15 protein-coding genes and 2 pseudogenes are annotated in these 15638 nt (G+C 57.6%); 16 read left to right on the forward strand and 1 reads right to left on the reverse strand.

Annotation, left to right across the window (positions count from 1 at the left end):
- Positions 1–8 precede the first annotated feature (8 nt).
- From IVB22_RS11550 to IVB22_RS11580, 8 genes and pseudogenes are all read left to right on the forward strand, one after another.
- Entirely contained in the window at positions 9–1220 is a 1212-nt protein-coding gene (locus IVB22_RS11550; RefSeq protein WP_247517439.1) for an NAD(P)/FAD-dependent oxidoreductase, read from the forward strand.
- A 245-nt stretch (positions 1221–1465) separates the two neighbouring features.
- Positions 1466–2566, forward strand: coding sequence for a zinc-binding dehydrogenase (locus IVB22_RS11555; RefSeq protein ID WP_247517440.1), 1101 nt, complete (start codon positions 1466–1468; stop codon positions 2564–2566).
- A gap of 276 nt (positions 2567–2842) precedes the next feature.
- Positions 2843–3820, forward strand: a complete 978-nt coding sequence (locus IVB22_RS11560) for a tripartite tricarboxylate transporter substrate binding protein (RefSeq protein ID WP_247517441.1) — start codon at positions 2843–2845, stop codon at positions 3818–3820.
- Between the two features lie 287 nt (positions 3821–4107).
- Positions 4108–4455, forward strand: a pseudogene (locus tag IVB22_RS41355) (PAS domain-containing protein); the annotation flags it as partial.
- 24 nt (positions 4456–4479) lie between these two features.
- Positions 4480–5544, forward strand: a complete 1065-nt coding sequence (locus tag IVB22_RS11565) for an ATP-binding protein (RefSeq protein ID WP_256467412.1) — start codon at positions 4480–4482, stop codon at positions 5542–5544.
- Positions 5545–5814: 270 nt separating this feature from the next.
- A complete protein-coding gene (locus IVB22_RS11570) occupies positions 5815–6012 on the forward strand; it encodes a hypothetical protein (RefSeq protein WP_247517443.1) in 198 nt (65 codons plus the stop codon).
- Between the two features lie 113 nt (positions 6013–6125).
- Positions 6126–6638 carry a MarR family transcriptional regulator gene (locus tag IVB22_RS11575; RefSeq protein WP_247517444.1) on the forward strand — a complete coding sequence of 171 codons (513 nt, stop codon included), beginning with the start codon at positions 6126–6128 and terminating at the stop codon, positions 6636–6638.
- A 571-nt stretch (positions 6639–7209) separates the two neighbouring features.
- Positions 7210–7398: a DUF3606 domain-containing protein gene (locus tag IVB22_RS11580; protein ID WP_247517445.1), complete on the forward strand. Its 189-nt coding sequence runs from the start codon at positions 7210–7212 to the stop codon at positions 7396–7398.
- A 131-nt stretch (positions 7399–7529) separates the two neighbouring features.
- Here IVB22_RS11580 and IVB22_RS41880 read toward each other — a convergent pair whose 3' ends face one another.
- Positions 7530–7982 (reverse strand): P63C domain-containing protein, encoded by a 453-nt coding sequence (locus IVB22_RS41880; protein WP_374207522.1) that lies wholly within the window; start codon positions 7980–7982, stop codon positions 7530–7532.
- A 735-nt stretch (positions 7983–8717) separates the two neighbouring features.
- On the opposite strand from IVB22_RS41880, the gene IVB22_RS41885 reads away from it, so the two are divergent.
- From IVB22_RS41885 to IVB22_RS11610, 8 genes and pseudogenes are all read left to right on the forward strand, one after another.
- Complete coding sequence (locus IVB22_RS41885; RefSeq protein WP_374207523.1) at positions 8718–8885, forward strand: hypothetical protein; 168 nt, start codon at positions 8718–8720, stop codon at positions 8883–8885.
- Positions 8834–8995, forward strand: coding sequence for a hypothetical protein (locus tag IVB22_RS41360; RefSeq protein ID WP_374207524.1), 162 nt, complete (start codon positions 8834–8836; stop codon positions 8993–8995). Before IVB22_RS41885 ends, IVB22_RS41360 begins: the two co-directional genes overlap by 52 nt.
- 314 nt (positions 8996–9309) lie before the next feature.
- Positions 9310–10020: an enoyl-CoA hydratase-related protein gene (locus tag IVB22_RS11585; RefSeq protein ID WP_247517446.1), complete on the forward strand. Its 711-nt coding sequence runs from the start codon at positions 9310–9312 to the stop codon at positions 10018–10020.
- Positions 10021–10247: 227 nt separating this feature from the next.
- Positions 10248–10439, forward strand: a pseudogene (locus IVB22_RS11590) (ectoine/hydroxyectoine ABC transporter ATP-binding protein EhuA); the annotation flags it as partial.
- 407 nt (positions 10440–10846) lie between these two features.
- Complete coding sequence (locus IVB22_RS11595) at positions 10847–11755, forward strand: branched-chain amino acid ABC transporter permease (RefSeq protein WP_247517447.1); 909 nt, start codon at positions 10847–10849, stop codon at positions 11753–11755.
- Between the two features lie 13 nt (positions 11756–11768).
- A complete protein-coding gene (locus IVB22_RS11600) occupies positions 11769–13667 on the forward strand; it encodes an ATP-binding cassette domain-containing protein (protein WP_247517448.1) in 1899 nt (632 codons plus the stop codon).
- On the forward strand, positions 13664–14380 hold the full coding sequence (locus tag IVB22_RS11605) for an ABC transporter ATP-binding protein (RefSeq protein WP_247517449.1): 717 nt from the start codon (positions 13664–13666) through the stop codon (positions 14378–14380). Before IVB22_RS11600 ends, IVB22_RS11605 begins: the two co-directional genes overlap by 4 nt.
- 20 nt (positions 14381–14400) lie before the next feature.
- The gene (locus tag IVB22_RS11610) at positions 14401–15624 is read left to right on the forward strand and encodes an ABC transporter substrate-binding protein (RefSeq protein ID WP_247517450.1); all 1224 of its coding nucleotides are present in this window, start codon (positions 14401–14403) and stop codon (positions 15622–15624) included.
- The last annotated feature ends 14 nt before the right edge of the window (positions 15625–15638 follow it).

A 15638-nucleotide genomic window follows, 5' to 3' on the forward strand; every position in this document is an offset into this window, starting at 1 on the left:
GCGGGCCGATGCAGACTGCAAGACGTCAATTCGTTATCGTAGGCGGTGGGCAGGCGGGCGGATGGGCTGCGAGGACGCTGCGAGAGAGAGGCTTTTCTGGCCGGATCGTCCTGGTCGGGCAAGAGGCCCACCCTCCCTACGAGCGTCCGCCGCTTTCGAAGGAACTTCTAGTTTCGGGGAAGCCCTCTTCAAGTAGCTACCTTTGGTCGTCTGAAAAGCTGAAGGACCTCGAAATAGACTTCCACTGCGCGTCCTCTGCCGCAGCGATAGACCGGTCGAGACATGAGCTCCGCCTTCAGGATGGCCGTAGGATCCCATATGACCGGCTGCTCCTTGCTACAGGCGCGCGGCCGCGAAGACTGGCTCTTCCCGGCACCGATCTCCCTGGCATTCACTATCTCCGTACCATTGAGGATTGTCTGACCATCCGCCAGGCCCTGGCGTCGGCGGAGCGCTTGCTGGTGGTGGGCGGCGGCTGGATCGGACTTGAGGTGGCGGCTGCCGCGGTCACCTTAGGTGTACCGGTCACTCTCGTCGAGGCCACTGATCAGTTGTGTGGTCGGTCGTTGCCCAAGCAGTCCGCGACGTATTTCCTGGACTTGCATACGGCTCGCGGCGTGGATGTGAGGCTTGGTGCGAAGCTTGTTTCTCTGAAGGGTCCCGAGGTCGTCGAACGCGCTGTCTTTGCTGACGGCAGCTCTCTTCGGGTTTCGAACGTTGTAGTAGGAATAGGCGTAGAACCGAACGTAGAGTTGGCCGTGGAATGCGGGCTAAGTGTGGACAACGGCATTGTTGTCGACGAAACTACGCGCACTTCTGATCCGGATATTTTTGCGGCGGGAGATGTAGCTAGCCAGCCGGTGGATGTGGTCGGTCCGCGACACCGTCTCGAATCTTGGCAAAACGCCCAGAATCAGGGAATTGCCGCTGCCAAGGCAATGCTCGACGAAGAGTCGAGGCATCGCGAGCTTCCATGGTTTTGGTCCGATCAGTTCGATCTCAATTTTCAGCTCTTGGGAATTCCTGACAGATCGGACAGGATCTTCGTCAAGGGCGACCCTTGCACAGGCCGCTTTGTTCAGTTTTTCGTCGCGAACCAGCGCATCAACGCGGTCGCAGCTTTCAACAGTCCTCGAGAGTTACGCGAGGCAAAGCGACTCATGCTTGGAAAGCTACCTTTCGACGCATCGTCGCTCTCAACTTCGGCGGTTGTGCAATGAACCGACCCAAAGCGAGCTGGTGCATAGAGACGTGGTACTACGATAGCGTCGGCGAGGGCTGCTGGGTTCCATGCGGATGCTCCGTCGGAGAAGGGAGCCCCGTGATCTTGACCTGGTTCGTTCTCGTATGGGGGTGGTTGAGGAACGCTTTGCTCGCCACGAGTGAAAACACCTGAGACGCGTTCGTCCGGCTCCGCGGCGCGGGTTCTGTTGATCTGCAACTCCTATCTAGTCCGAGGTTATCAATGGCAGAAGCGCTCGCGGCGGTACTCGAAGCTCCGAAAAACTTTCAGTTCCGTGCATTTCCAATTCCCGACGTCGGCGAAGATGATGCGGTGCTGCGCGTAGAGGCGTGCGGCCTCTGCGGTACCGACTACGACCAATGGCTCGGACATCTGAAAGATTGGGGCGGCGGTATGCCCATTATTCCTGGACACGAGGTGATGGGGCTCATCGATCGGATTGGCCCCAAAGCGTCCAAGCTCTGGAATGTGAAGGAAGGCGATCGCGTCGCCATCGAACCGATCATCCCATGTGGACATTGTGAAGATTGCGTTAGCGGTGCCTACACCCGCTGCCAATCCGACTTGGGCTATGGCCTCTATCAGAGCACGGACGTTGCGCCGTCGTTGTGGGGTGGTTACGCGACGCATGTTTATCTCCATCCGCGCACGATGGTGCATAAGCTACCGTCAACCATTCCGACGGACCTCATGACCCTCGTCAATCCTCTATCGAATGCCATTCGCTGGATCTACGAAGTTGGCGGAGTTGGCTTGGGATCCACGGTGGTGATCGAAGGGCCCGGACAGCGGGGATTGCTCGCCGTTGCTACTGCAAAGAGGGTCGGGGCCGCCAACATCATCGTCACTGGCACGCGCGCCGATGCCGCTCGCCTGGAGCTCGCTTCACGCCTCGGAGCAACGGCAACGATAAACGTCGACGAGCAAGATCCGGTGGCCAGCGTAGTTGAGCTGACCAAGGGCAAACTGGCGGATGTCGTGCTCGATGTGTCGTCTGGCGCCATGGCGCCCATACTGCAAGCGATCGATATGGTGAAGCGCGGTGGTCGCGTCGTACTTGCCGGCCTCAAGAGCAATAACAAGTTGAACGGTCTGCCGATCGATAATGTCGTACTTCGCGAGATTGAACTCGTCGGCGTGCTGAGCGCCGGGTGGCAATCGACGGAAATGGCGATCGACATGATTGAGAAAGAGGGTAATTCCCTTCAAATGCTCTGTTCGCATTCTTTCTCGCTCGAAAATGTGACCGACGCTGTGCGAACACTTGGTCGAGAAAATCCCGACAGCGGAGACGCGGTGCACGTTACCCTAACTCCATCGTAGAAAGACACCACCTACTATGTGCAGCATATGTCTCATGCGCGCATCAGGCCAGGCTCGCGCCAAGTCGAATGTCTTTGAAGGCAGATGTCTCGTGAGCGTTAGCGAGGCGGAGTTCGTCGAAGTCTTAAGAATTTCTGCGCCGCCTGATGCACCCTTTCCAAAATCTGGACATCCTCCGTCGGATGGCGGACATCATCTTCAGCTGAGGGGATGCAGCAGCCATCACGGGCTGGAGCCACAGACAAAATGTGCTATCGGACTTGGTAAGGGTTTACGATGACGAAGGTGATTGCTGCGGTAGTGGGTCTGTTCGCCATCGGGATTACCTACAATACGTCGGCCCCTGCTGCAGAATACCCGACTGCACCGATAAAGTTGCTGGTGCCATTTCCAGCCGGCGGCCTGGTCGATACGGTCATGCGGATTGTGGTGGGGCGTCTTACGAATGAGCTGCACCAGCCTATCGTAATCGAAAACAGAGCTGGAGCGGCTGGCTCCATCGCGACCGCAGTCGCAGCTCGCTCGCCGGCCGATGGTTATACAATAGTAGCTGTAACCGACAGTCACGCAACTAACCCGCTGGCTATAAAAAACCTTTCGTATGACGCTGTCTTAGACTTCTCGCCAATTGCGTTGATCGGCAGTACTCCCCTTATCCTAACCGTGGGCAAGGACATCCCAGTGAACTCGGTATCGGAGTTCGTTGCGCTCGCAAAGACAAGAAAATCCGATCCTCTTTCGTGCGGCTCCCTCGGTTCCGGAAGCGCCGCACACCTGGCGAGCGAACTATTCAAGTCCCTGACTGGAACAGAGCTGAACCATATTCCGTATAAAGGGGGCGCACCGGCTATCAACGATCTCCTTGCCGGCCACATAGACTCGATGTTTCTGAGCGTTACGGTTTCGAAACAACACTACGATGTGGGGGCGCTTAAACCTCTTGCGATCGCCGCAACGTCGCGAATTCAAATGTTGCCGAATGTGCCTACAATGAAAGAGGTTGGTATCCCGATGAAAGCGGGATATTGGATCGGACTCCTGGCTCCGGCCAAGACTCCGTCTAACATCATCGAAGCCCTGAGTCGCGCCCTGGAGAAAACTATCTCAGATCCTACAACTCATAGACGTCTCGCCGACTTGGGCTTCGTAATAGATTTTAAGAACCCGCTCGAGTTTCAGGAGTTTATGCGCGACGAGATCAAGTTCTGGGAAACGTTCGTCAAAGATAACAACATTCATTTGGGCGTCCAATGAAAGCCAGTCGGCCACACCGATTAGCCGAGGTGCTCCTCGGCAGGCGTTCTTCTGACTTCGTCGTCTGGGCAGACGTGCTTGAATCAACCGCCCGGCGGGTCCCTGTGACTACTCCAAGCCGGTTGCTACGATTCCGGAAGGGCCGTATGATCGACTACCTATAAGAAACCCTCTTCTTAATCCGCGATGGTGTGGAGGGTACACTCATGTTGTGGCACCGACTAATCCGTCCAGCTGCTGCGCGCCGCCTCAAAGAGGTACCGCATGAGCTACGGCGGAGGGTAGGGATGCTCGAAGAAGCGCAACGTGTTGCCCATGTCGGCCATTGGGAGCGCGACCTCAGAACAAAACGGATCATCTTTTCAGACGAAGCGTGTCGCATTTTTAGCCTCGCGCCGCGAGAAGGCGCCGTAGCGATTGAGGAAGTCGCCGAGCGGATTCACCCCGAGGATCGGGCAATGTGGGGCTCGGCGGTAGCGGAGGCGCTACGCGGCGGTGCCCGCTACGACGTAAATTACCGCATAGTGAGGCCGGACGGTGAGGTGCGCTTTGTCCGCAGTCAAGGTGAACTCATGAGGGACGCGTCTGGTCGACCTCTCAGCGTGTTCGGTGCGGTCCAGGATATTACTGATCTCAGACGGGCCGAGCATTTAACGCAGCTGGTTTTTGAGCGTTCACCGGACGGAATCTGCATCATCGGGCGCGACTACCGATACCAACGCGTTAATCCGGGCTTCGAACGTATCTCAGGGAGATCGGCGAAGGAGCTTGTTGGAATGCACGTGGCTGAAGCCTTAGGAGCCGAGGTCTTTGAGCAGACGATCAAGCCGAAACACGACCGATGTTTCGAGGGGGAAGAAGTCTCGTATGTCGGCTGGTTTACGTACCCTGACACCCGACGGTATATTTCGGTAAGCCATTCGCCTTTGCGCTCCAAGTCGGACCAAGTAGAAGCGATCCTAACGACTTTTCGCGACCTTACGGACTATGCATTGGCATCGGAAGCTTTGCGATCGGCCCAGGCGGAGCTCGCGCACGCCAATCGCGTCGCAACTATGGGGCAACTCACGGCCTCGATTGCCCACGAGGTCAACCAGCCAATTTCTGCGGCGGTAACGAATGCGCAGGCGGCTTTGCGCTGGCTCAGCGCGGACCCGCCCAATCTTCAGGAGGTCCGTCAGTCCCTAGGTCTGATCGTTGACGATGCAGCACGGGCAGGAGAGGTCATTGGGCGAATTCGTGGTCTTGTGAACAAGGCACCGCTTCGCAGAGAGAGCATCGACATCAACAACGCTGTCCTTGATGTCATCGCCCTGATCCGGAGCGAAGTGCTAAAGCACGGTCTCTCCCTGCAGACAGACCTCGCGACGTGTTTACCGCTCGTCGAAGGCGATCGCGTGCAGCTGCAACAGGTGCTTCTGAACCTTATCATGAACGCCCGGGACGCGATGAGTTGTCTGGTCGAGGAGACGGGGGAGCTCTCTATTAGCACTTCGAGTGAAGTCTCTGACTGCGTGCTCGTATCTGTGCGGGATACGGGAGCGGGCGTGCACCCGAACATGGTGGATCGCCTCTTCGAGGCTTTTTACACCACCAAGCCCGAGGGAATGGGAATGGGCTTGGCCATCTGTCGTTCGATTATCGAGGCGCATGGAGGGCGGCTATGGGTCACCGCGAATAAGCCGCGGGGGGCCGCGTTCCAGTTTAGCCTGCCGGCAAAATAGGACGATGTTTCAAGCGATGTCCTCGGCCGATGATGGGAGGTTGGCGTCGGGTGGGGTGCCGCACAACCAAGAGCGTTCGGCGTGGCGGAGCGGAGCTTCATTGGTTCAACTAAAAACAAAGACGTAATGCCGACGGGCTTTATCCGATCGAGCCTCCGGGGATGTTTAGAACATATATTAGTTTAGTGACCTTGTCAGAAAACTATGTTAGTTAAGTGACATCGCAATTACTCCCGAAGATCGGAGGGAAGGTTGGAGAGGTATCTGAAGATGATAGAACAACCAGATTCGAACGAACTCAGTGCTCAGGCGCTTTTTGCATTTGGCATATCCGAGGTGTCGCTTGCGACCAAGCCATCCGACAGAATCGCCCTTGCAATCGATGCCGAACATTACACGGCCGCCGGGATCATTATTTCCTCCGCTGCCGTGTTGGTATTGCTGTTTACTGGTTTGCTCTCTTCGTAGGCGCAGTTTTGCCGCACGTCGGGCGCGAAGACTTGCCCGAACAATCGTCTTCACCGCAAAGGCAACGACAATCAGGAACAGTGAAGCTGCTAACGGCGTGAGGAAGGGAAGCTGTGTCAGCGATGAGGAAGAACAAGATACGACAACGCGAGATCGAAAATTTGGACATCATCAAGCGCTTCACGTTACAGATTTCCTCCATTAACTGTCGCCTTGGGGAGGTCCGCCAGATCTGGGCCAAGACCCTTGGCATCAGCGGTCCGCAATGGATGATCCTGATTGCCATCTCCGATCTCGAAAAGGACGGCGGCGTGCCGGTCAAGGTGGTGTCGAAGCTGCTTCACGTCGATCCGTCGTTCGTCACCACCCAGTCCAAGCGTCTGGAGCAGAAAGGCCTGCTACGCCGCCTGTCATCGCCTATCGATGGCAGGGTGGTTCAGATGTCGCTGACCGAAAAGACGCGGAAGAATCTCGCAAGCCTTGACGCACAGTACGGCGCGATCAAAGAATTCGTTTTTAAAGAGTTCGACGAGAAGGAACTGATCGTGTTCAGTACGAAACTCGCCACGCTTGACAATCGTCTTGAGAAGGCTTGCCTGAAACTCGCGTCGGATTTCGATTTTTGAGAAAGGCCCGATCAGACGTTGCGGATCGCCAACGGACTGCAGGCGACAAAAAGCAAATGCGGCGATTAGGTTCGCGTCGTCGTGACGGAGCCAGGATGCGTACCGAGGCGCCGAGCGGCGGGATACAAATATCCTCAGAAAGGTGTGGATGCCGCGGAAGTTGTCGCCGACAGCGGAGCGTGTGATGTTGACGGCATCGCCGGCGCGGCCTTTGAGGTAGCAGTGATCGAGGCGGTCTTCTACAGGCCATAAACGAGCTTAAGCAACAACAACCCGATCATCCGGGTCTCGATCGAAGAGCTGAAATCGGTGCTCACTCTACTGCCAGAGTTCTTACAGCGTAGCTGGGTAGAGGCTTCTGCGGAGGATCAGATCTTTCAACTCAAGTTCGTTAATGCGGTATTATGACGCAAACGCCACAAGACAATTGAGCGAAGCGGCCCCACTTTTCGGTACTGGCCTGTACCCCTAGTGGCCTAGTTTAAGATAGACAGTGGCCTAGTTTGATTTGGGAACCGCAGGAACGGTTTACCGAACAGGGTTAGATATCCTTCAAGAGAAGGAACAGCCAGTGCCAACCAGCTTAGGTAATAAGGGCGAAGCGATCCCCGCTCGCGACGAACCGGTAGATACGGAGAAGCCGGATCGGGTCCAATATTGGACGGATCGCTTTGGCTGCACCGAGGAGCAATTGAAGGCGGCTATCGCCGCAGTTGGTCCGATGGCGAGCAAGGTTGAGGTTTACGTGAAAGGGCAGTGAACGAGGCTGCCTCAGTTGGCGGCCTCTTTCATTTTAAAGACCGCTTCATTTTAAAGACCGCGCCGTTGTCTTTTTCCGGTTCGTCGTCGAATGGCAATTGATACTGCTCACCATAGCGGGGCGAAGCTGAGCTAGCTTCCTAATACAATCGAGTAGTCACTGCTTGCAGACATGTAGGCTACGATCGCACCAAGGTGTTCTCCAAGTTTCTGATAGCCGATATTATGCGTCAGCCCTTGTGACAAAGCCCCTTTACATCGGCCACTCTCCGTTTTGAGAGTAACCTCCTTTAATTCATTCAAAACGCCGGGAGCTAGCCGCTTGTATGCGATGTCGTTTGTGAGCGTGCCAAAGTATTGAGGCCGCTTGACGGATTCGGCCGAATAATCGAGGCCGCGCAACCGGAACAATCCAGCGTAGTAATTGTCAGGAAAAGCCTTCAACCAAGGCTGCAATTCTTTAGCAACGAACGCTTCTAGAATTCGAGCGAGAGAATTTCGTGTTCGGTCGTATTGATATCCGGAAGATCGGCCGGCACAAAGTAGGCGGTTACCCGCGCACGTTCGGCGGATGCTGCTAAGCAGTCAACGTTCCAGTCAATCTGATAGATATGTTAGGTGAACTATTTAGATAAGCATTACTTGCAACGTAACTGGGGATTTGATAAAGATCATTGGGCGGTAGCAGGCGTGTCGTTCGCTTCAACGCTTTCTTGTTTCTCCTCCCGGAGACGGCGATGACGAGCATTGTCGCTGATGCTGGGCCGGCACCTCGGTGCCGGCCCCTTTTCTTGGAATGAGGACAGGGTGGCTGCCGCCCGGATCATCGGATACGTCAATTCGGCCGAATTCTCTTACTGCAAGGTGCAGGCGTTGCTCTCACATATTCCCTCTTGCGAGAGTGACGGACGCGTCCGAACGCTTCAACGAGAACTCAACGGGCCATTCAAGTGTGCGTGATCCCGCAATCCATGGTGAGTGTCAGATGTGCAACTTATGTTTGACGCGCCTCAGGCGTCGCGTGGGAATTGACGCGAACCTATCGTCTGGATCGGCTCGGACAGAAGGATCGGAAAGTGATTCGGAAACGGCTCCTATTGTGGCTCCAAGGTCGGCGCCGCCTGCTCGCCATACGCGTACGCGTGATCTTGCGCACAGTTCGAAAATTCGATGATGCAATGGAACGTGTGTGGGATCTGAAGTGACTTCGGTACCTTGCAGTTCGAGGACCGCAAGCGAGCCGGGCGCAGCGGCTTGGCCTGCTACGATATCGTTGTAATGATACGAGTATCCGCTGAAGTCGAAGCGGTGATCGACGAGATGCCGTCTGTTCGGGAGACCGTCGTCGTGCGCAGACCACATGCCGACTTCGGCGAGTGCGTCGTCGCCTTCGTCATCCCGGCTGACACGAACCGGCCGCCCGCCGTCAAGACGTCATTCAAAGGGTCAAGAGCAGCCTTGCGAACTACAAGGTTCCCAAACAGGTGATCGTGGTCGACGATCTGCCCCGCAACACCATGGGCAAGGTGCTGAAGAATGAAATGCTGGCGTCGCTGCCGGCCGCGTCGAGCCGCACCTACGCGACGCGTGGGAACTGATGACGAAGTCAGAACCGCGGCCACTCGCACCGGCATCCCGACTAATCGCGCGGCACTGCCAAAGCTGCTCTTAAATTACTTGATTGGTGACCCGCAAAATTGCTAGATAGCCGACCAGCAAGTGCTTATCGCGGAGCGTGGATAAATGACGCAGTATCACTTGTTGGAGTTGCCTCTCCAGCTGCCTCGTACCTGACCAGATACCGCTGGAAAACTGCACTCACTTATCCGCAGCACGCGAGGAATGCCTTCGATTGATCAAGTCGTGTTCGGAGCGATTTAACTCGAGCCGAACAGCGTTTGCAGGAGGTCACATGGGTAGCGGCCGGGTCATCATTTATACTGTTGAGGAGCGGGTCGCGACGATCGTGTTGAATCGGCCCGAAAGGCTGAATGCGTGGACGCCCATCATGGCTCGTGAGTTGAGAGAGACTTTATACGATGCCGGTGAGCGTGAGGACGTCAGTGTCATCGTCCTGACAGGGGCAGGGCGCAGCTTCTGCGCCGGCGCCGATTTGAGGCTGCTCGATGGCACTCTTGAGGCGCCAGGCCACACTTCGAGCGCATTGAACGATCCTCTAGGCGAATGCTCATTCATTCGCTCAGTGGCCAAACCCATCATCGGAGCTATCAACGGATCAGCCGCGGGGCTCGGCCTGGCTCTGGCGTTATACTGCGACATAAGATTTGCCGCGGAAAATGCCGTCTTCATTACCTCCTTCGGCCCACGAGGCCAAATTGCAGAGCATGGGATAGCCCGGCTACTTCGCCGCCTGATGGGATCTGCGTGTGCGTCTGGTGCTTCGTTCTCGTCGCCTTGCATCTCCGCCGCTCAAGCGCTTCAATGCGGTTTGGTCACTCGTGTTTGCGAGCCCGACAAGCTGCTTCAAGAGGCGAAGTCATTCGCGTTGAGTTTGGCCCAAAATGCATCTCCCAGGTCGCTGGAGGCCATAAAGAGGCAAATCTACGTTAGCGCGGATCAATCGTTGGAAGAAGCTCTCGGGATAGCGGATATGAGGGAATGAGAATGTTCACTACCGACGATTTCCAAGAGAGGTGCCCCAATTCAAGGAACTGACTACCGCGACTTACGGGCGATAAGTTGGCAATTTGGTAGTCAAGACGGATAGCAGCCTGCTTCAAGGCATCATTAGAGACTGGAGGGGGGCGCGTTAGGAAGCCCCGTTTTTGGAAGACCGATTCCATGTTCGACAGACATCGAACGCCCAGTAGCGCTCGGTCCCGAAAGTAGGTGCTGGCCACGATGCGCGATCTGGCTGGTCAGGGGCTGACCATGATCGTGGTCACGTACGAAATTGGCTTTGCGCGGGCAACTGCCGACCGGGTTGTGTTCGTGGACGAGGGGATCGTGGTCGAGCAAGGCCCGCCCGATGAGATGCTGGTCAATCCAAAGCACGCCCGTACCCAGGCGTTCCTTGGCCGAATATGTTCGGGTCAAGACTTGACCGCTAAATGCAGCACGCTGTGCAGATCGCAGCCGCCATGCCGAAGATTTCAGCGGTAGGCCAGCTCCTAATATAGAGCGGCAGATATTTGCGGGTGACGAGGTGCCATTGGCCAATCAGGGTGCGCCGGATGACTCGCGAGCTTGAAAAGGCGCGCTGTCCCGCGCTCAGGTTCCTGAACGGTCTTGATTAAAAAACTTGACATACGACCAACAAGTGACAGAATTGGGGGAAGAGAGCCCTGATCATGGGCCAAAGGAGACAATGTGACAGGGAGAGACAACTGGAGGCGGAGACTGCCATTTGCATTGACCCGCCTTGGGGCGCGCGCTCATGCGGTCCGGCCATGCGCATTCGCTGTCACTCTTTGGATGCGGGGGCGTGCATGACGTTTACCGCACTGATGCTCGGCGTCGTCACTGGGTTGGCTTTCGCCAGCATGTTCGTCCTCATCTCGACCAGTCTGACCCTCGTAGTTGCGGCGAGCGGAGTGTTCAACTTCGCGCAGGGCACTCTGGTGATGGCTGGCGCCGTCCTGGCTTACCTGCTTGGCGTGAACCTTGGCTGGCCGATCCTCGCCGTTGTCGCCGCACTTGTGGGCATCGGGGTATTGGGCGGCCTGATCACGTACTTCGTAGCCGTCTGGCCTGCGATGGGCCGGTCACGCTCATTCGCACACACGGCGATCCTGACGACGATTGGTCTGGGGACGGCTGCGAATGCGCTGGTTGCACTCGTATTCGGCGGCGAAGCCTGGGTGGTGCCTTCGTATGTGACGGACACGCCCGTCCATGCGGGTTCCGTGCCGATCAGGCCCATTTACATCGTGATGATCGTTGCAGGTGCTGGCCTGACGATCCTGGTGGACCGCATCATTCGGCGCACTGCGTTGGGCAACATATTTCGGGCGACGCTAGAGGATCCCGAAGGTGCATTGCTGATGGGAATTGACACCCGGAAGGTGGTCACATTGTCATTCGCGGTAGCCGGCGGGTTGTCAGCGTTGGCCGGATTCCTGATGGCGCCCGTGATTAATGCCTCCGCGTACTCCGCTCAAGAACTCGGCTTTCTCGGATTTGCCGGAATGGCTATTGGCGGCTTTGGGAGCTTTCCGGGTGCGCTGGCCGGCGGGGTGATCGTCGGGCTCTTCTACGGCATAGTTCCGGTATTCCTGGATCCGCATCTGGCAGTCCCGATTCTTTGGGCGGTGGTCATCGCGGTTCTTATGTTGCGACCCATGGGCCTCCTTGGGACGGCGGGCCTGTTCGGATCCGCTCGATCGCGCGAGATCTGATGACGGATAGAACATGAACTTGCAGAGCCAAGAAGCTTCATCCGCCCTCGATTTCGACGTGCCTTTAAGCAGTGCTTCGGGCAGGCTGGCGGGCTTGCGCATGAGCGTAGCCAATTCTCGTCGCCTGGGGACTATTCTCGCAGTGTGTCTCCTTTGCGCGCTCGCGACCGCACCACTGCTGACTAGCAGCTCGTTTGGACTGGCCCGCTTCGTCGTGGTCGTCGCCTACCTCCTTGCAGCTATCGCCCTCAACTTGGTGATGGGATATGCGGGGGAGTTCGTCCTGGCCCACCCTGTGATTATGGGCGTGGCGGCCTACGCCGCAGGCATCCTTGATACGGTCTTCGGCTGGCCGGCGGCATTCGCCCTTCCGTCCGCGGTGTTGGTGGGAACTGCTGCAGGTCTCTTGGTGATGTTGCCAGGATTGCGCGTGCGAGGCTGGTACTACGCATTGATCACGATGTTCGCCGTTCTTGTGCTGCCGCCGATCGTGGTGATAGGCGCGGCTTGGACCGGGGGAGAAGACGGTTTAAGTGGGATCCGGCCGCTAACCCTATTTGGTACCGCCCTACCTGATTGGGCGCTGTTCGAGATGGCTCTAGGGATGTTAGCCCTCGTATGGTGGAGTCTGGATAACTTCACGCGTTCCGGATGGGGGTATCGGCTGCGCGCCTTGCGCGACGCACGTCAAGCCGCGGAGGCTACAGGAATCAACCTGACGGAAACCCGTTTGGTCGTCTATGTGCTGACAGCCATCCCGGCTGCAATGGCTGGCGTGATTCTGACCTACAGTAGCCGCTTCGTAGGGATCGACGCGTTCGGTATCAACCTGATGCTCATGCTGTTGACCGGCGTGGTCTTGGGTGGCCCGGGGACGCGCTGGGGCCCTGTCGTAGGCATGGCGCCTCTGCTGGCGCTAAGTTTCTGGGTGGGTCCCTTCAGTCCGTACAACGCCGTTGGCCTGGGCGTGGGCCTTTTAGTAGGAGCGATAGTTTTTCCGGACGGCATCATGGCAGCTCTCCAGCGCCGCCTTCTCCGGCCAAATGTAGCTCCGATCGAGAGCAGGCCAGACTTACTGGAGCTGTCGGAGGTGGCCGATGGTCTGCGCGCCGCCAGCGACTCTGCCACGTCCCCTCACATCCTGCGCGTTTCAGGCGTGAGCAAGCAGTTTGGCGGCCATCACGTGCTGAAGGGCGTTGAGTTCGAAATGCGGCGGGGCGCCGTGGTCGGTCTTGTTGGTCCGAACGGGTCGGGCAAGTCGACGCTGCTGAATGTGTTGTCCAGCTTCCTGCGTCCGGACGCAGGTTTCGTCGAGATTAACGGTGCGGATACCCGCGGCCTGCCGGTATTCAAGCTGGCACGCACGGGAGTCGGCCGTACCTTCCAGGTACCGCAATTGGTCGAGGAGTTCAGCACGATCGAAAATATCGAACTCGGACTGGTTGCCGCAGAGCCGCGCGCCATCCTTTCGGCGCTGGCTTCAGGCAAGGGCGAGCGGCGGCGGGCTCGCCGGCGGCACAAGCAGGCGCTGTCGACATTCCGTCTGATCGGACTGCCTGAGTCCGTGCGTAACTTGCCTGTTGAAACGCTGTCGCTTGGCCTGAAGCGAGTGGTAGAGGTCGGGCGTGCCATCGTTGGCAACCCCCACCTGATTCTTCTCGATGAACCGTGTGCTGGTCTTAACGACGAAGAACGGCATCGATTGGGCAAATTGCTTAAGACATTGCAGGGCATGGGCATCTCGGTCCTGGTCGTTGAGCACAACATGTCGTTCCTGCTCAGCATCTGTGAGGAGCTTGTGCTGCTGGAGTCCGGCAAGGTCACGTGCACGGCGCGCGTCGACGAGCCAATGCCCGAACCACTCGTCGCGTACCTGAACTTGCGCGCGCCGAACGAGGAGGCGCGGCCATGAGTCTTAACGTCGCGAACCTATCGGCGTACTACGGGCAATCGCGCGTACTTTGGGATCTGTCGCTGACGGCCCCTAGGGGCGGCGTCGTCGGAGTGCTCGGACGCAATGGTGCCGGAAAGACTACGCTGCTTCGCTCTATCGCCGGACTTCACCGGCATGTCACCGGAAGCGTCATCGCAAATGACGTCCAAATCTGCGGCTGGCGGGCAGATCAAGTCGCGCGGCAAGGCGTCACGCTCTCGCGCGAAGGCGGCCGCTTGCCCGGTTCACTGACCGTGTACGACAACCTCATGTTGGGTCGCCGCCTTGCATTGGGCCGGGGCAAGCCGCCGCGCGACCTCGCGGACGTGTGGAAGTGGTTTCCGCTGCTTGAGCCCTTGGCAGGCCGCGCGGCCGCGCTGCTGAGCGGCGGGCAGCGACAGGCACTGGTCCTCGCCGTCGCCTTCATCTCGAATCCCACGGTGTTGTTGCTTGATGAGCCGTCGGCGGGGCTGGCACCGCCTGTGGCGCGCGATCTCTTCAGCACGATCCGCGAACTCGCGAACCACGGTCTTACGGTGCTCGTGGTGGAACAGGCTCCTGCTTGGCTCGTCGGTGTCGCGGACGATTGCTATCTGCTCGAAGTGGGAAAAGTTGTTGATCACGGGTCACTGGAGCGGCTGATGCACGGCATCGAGCACGATATCAACAAGGCTCGTCCTGTCGTTAGTTGAACCTTCAAAAGGAGAAGCGGATGAAATTCTCACGTAGCAGGCGGCTGATCACCTTGGGTGTGATGCTGGGCGCAAACGCACTTCTTCATCAGACCGCTCAAGCGCAAGGCAATCCCCTCGTTTTTGGGGTGATCTTGCCCCAATCTGGCGCCGCTTCCCAGTACGCCGGTCCGATCCAAACCGGCTTGGAGGTCGCACAGAAGCAGATCAATGATGCAGGCGGAATTGCTGGTCGGAAGCTTGAAATCGTCTATCGCGACAGCGGCTCGACCGCGCAACGCGCTTTGCTCGCTGCACGCGAGTTGGTTGAGGAGCGGAAGGTCGACATCCTCTATCCAGAGGCCATAAGTGGCCTGACACTCGCCGTCTTGCCATACACCAGCGAAAAAAAGATCCTGACGATTACACAGGGCACGGCTCCGAAGATTGGCGATGCCAAGGAGTTCCCTTACAGCTTTCAGATGGGGGACGTCGCCTTGAAGCGTGCCCCGGCCATCGCCGCCGGGCTCCGGAAGGTGGGAGGCAAAAAGGTCGGTATCCTAGTCTCGACCAATCCGAGCAACCTCGCAAACGGCGAGCAACTAAAAAGTGAAATTCCAGCGAAGGGGATGGAAGTTGTCGGCATGAAGACTTTCTCGCCGGACGCAAAGGACCTCGGTGCGAATCTGCAATCGTTGCGCGACGCCGGCGCAGACAGCATCGCCTTCGATTCGACGTCGCGCGAAAGCATCCGGGCCTTGATGGTCGGCCTCCAGACACTCAGTTGGAAAGCGCCCGTGGTGAGCGGCAACGCCGCCCTGTCCGGCGATCTCACGAGCGTCGTGCCTACGCCGGTGAGCGGCCAGTTCCACGCCATCTTCTACCGCGCCGGCACCCGGATGGGTGGTTCGCCGAATCCTGATCTACAGATTTTCGTGTCCGAACTGCGCAAGCTTGGACCTATCCCCAACTTCGGCTTCAGCCTAGGCGCCCGGGACTTGGTGTATACGATCAAGTGGGGCGTCGAAAAAGCGGCCAAGATGCCGGGCGGTATCAACTCGGACAACATCAAGGCCGCCTTCGAGTCGATCGGAACCGCAACCGATTATTCTGCGACAAACTCGCTTGCTCTGGGCAATCCGGCCTGGACGAAAGCAGATCACACTTCGTCAAACGCCGACTACTCAAAATTCTGGGGACTGGTTCGCACGAGCGCGGCAGTGGACGGAATGTACGAAGGCGAAGAGCTGAACTTCAAGGATTGAAAGGACGTAAAGTT

Source organism: Bradyrhizobium sp. 190 (assembly GCF_023073415.1).
Lineage (GTDB): Bacteria > Pseudomonadota > Alphaproteobacteria > Rhizobiales > Xanthobacteraceae > Bradyrhizobium.